Genomic DNA, 994 nt, shown 5'->3' with positions numbered 1-994 from the left:
CCTTCCTGTTTCTTTTGCTGATAACCATACCAATCTAACTGATGCATATATAAACTGTATAACGTTATTGATGGTGGTGTGTCGGTTGAATTAGCAATTTTGGGCATTTGTAACAGGTGCCTGACTAAGGTAAACCCTGTTGAGAAATAAGCAACTTTTTGTTGTTCCTTATAAGGCAGTTTTAGTTCAACATTGTCCTGATACACAATTTTAGGATAAACATCATTCACTCGATAAGCTATCACTTCACCATCAGCCATACAACGCAGCTTCGCTTCCTCTTTGATTTCTTTCAATACCTTTTTGTCAATATGGATACCACCATGCCATATGCCATTGGCACCAAAGGGATAAAAGCCACTGTTTGCTTCTGATAAGGCTTTATAATAGGCATCTTGACTTAATTGTTTTTCGCCAACGGGAAAGTTAAAGTCGGTTATTTTTTTTATAGTCATTGTGTTACTTCCTTACAAATTATTCCGAAAAGCTTTTTGAATTGAACGATACATGTTTTCTTAATAACATTTCGAGTTCCGAATCATTATTATTTAGCTTTGCGGATAAATCATTACTCGCCGCGCCCATCTTTTGCATGACATTACACTTCAGATAAACATTATCCTGCGTGCCCAGTTCAATGCCTTCACTGCTGATTTTTATATATGAACCGCCACACATTAAGGTGATTTTTTCACTGGCGGTTATGATTAGTTCACCATCGACACTGTCAATTTTTATATCCTGCTTGGCGGCCATGTTGAGGTTGGCGTTTTGGGCTTGCACCACAATATCGCCTTGGTTGGCAAACAGTTTCATGCCTGATTTGTGGGCAAATAAGCCCATCGCTTCGCCCGATGAGAGGGTAAGGTTTTTTAAGGCGGCAATGTCAGTTTGGTTTTCACTGGTTAAAGTAACGCTGTTGCCGGTGGAGAGTTGAATGTTTTGTGGACTGGTTAAGGCAATGCCTTCTTGGGCATAGGCAAGTATGCCGCTT

1 protein-coding gene and 1 pseudogene are annotated in these 994 nt (G+C 39.8%); both read right to left on the bottom strand.

The annotated features are described in order from the left end of the window. Positions 1-455, bottom strand: a pseudogene (locus A9G36_RS00010) (hypothetical protein); the annotation flags it as partial. 19 nt (positions 456-474) lie between these two features. After that, the coding region (locus A9G36_RS00005; RefSeq protein ID WP_141670586.1) for a DUF2345 domain-containing protein at positions 475-994 on the bottom strand (520 nt) is incomplete at its 5' end.

Source organism: Gilliamella sp. Choc6-1 (genome assembly GCF_001690385.1).
In the GTDB taxonomy this organism is placed as follows: Bacteria; Pseudomonadota; Gammaproteobacteria; order Enterobacterales; family Orbaceae; genus Gilliamella; species Gilliamella apicola_A.
This window is presented reverse-complemented; position numbering and strand designations above follow the sequence as displayed.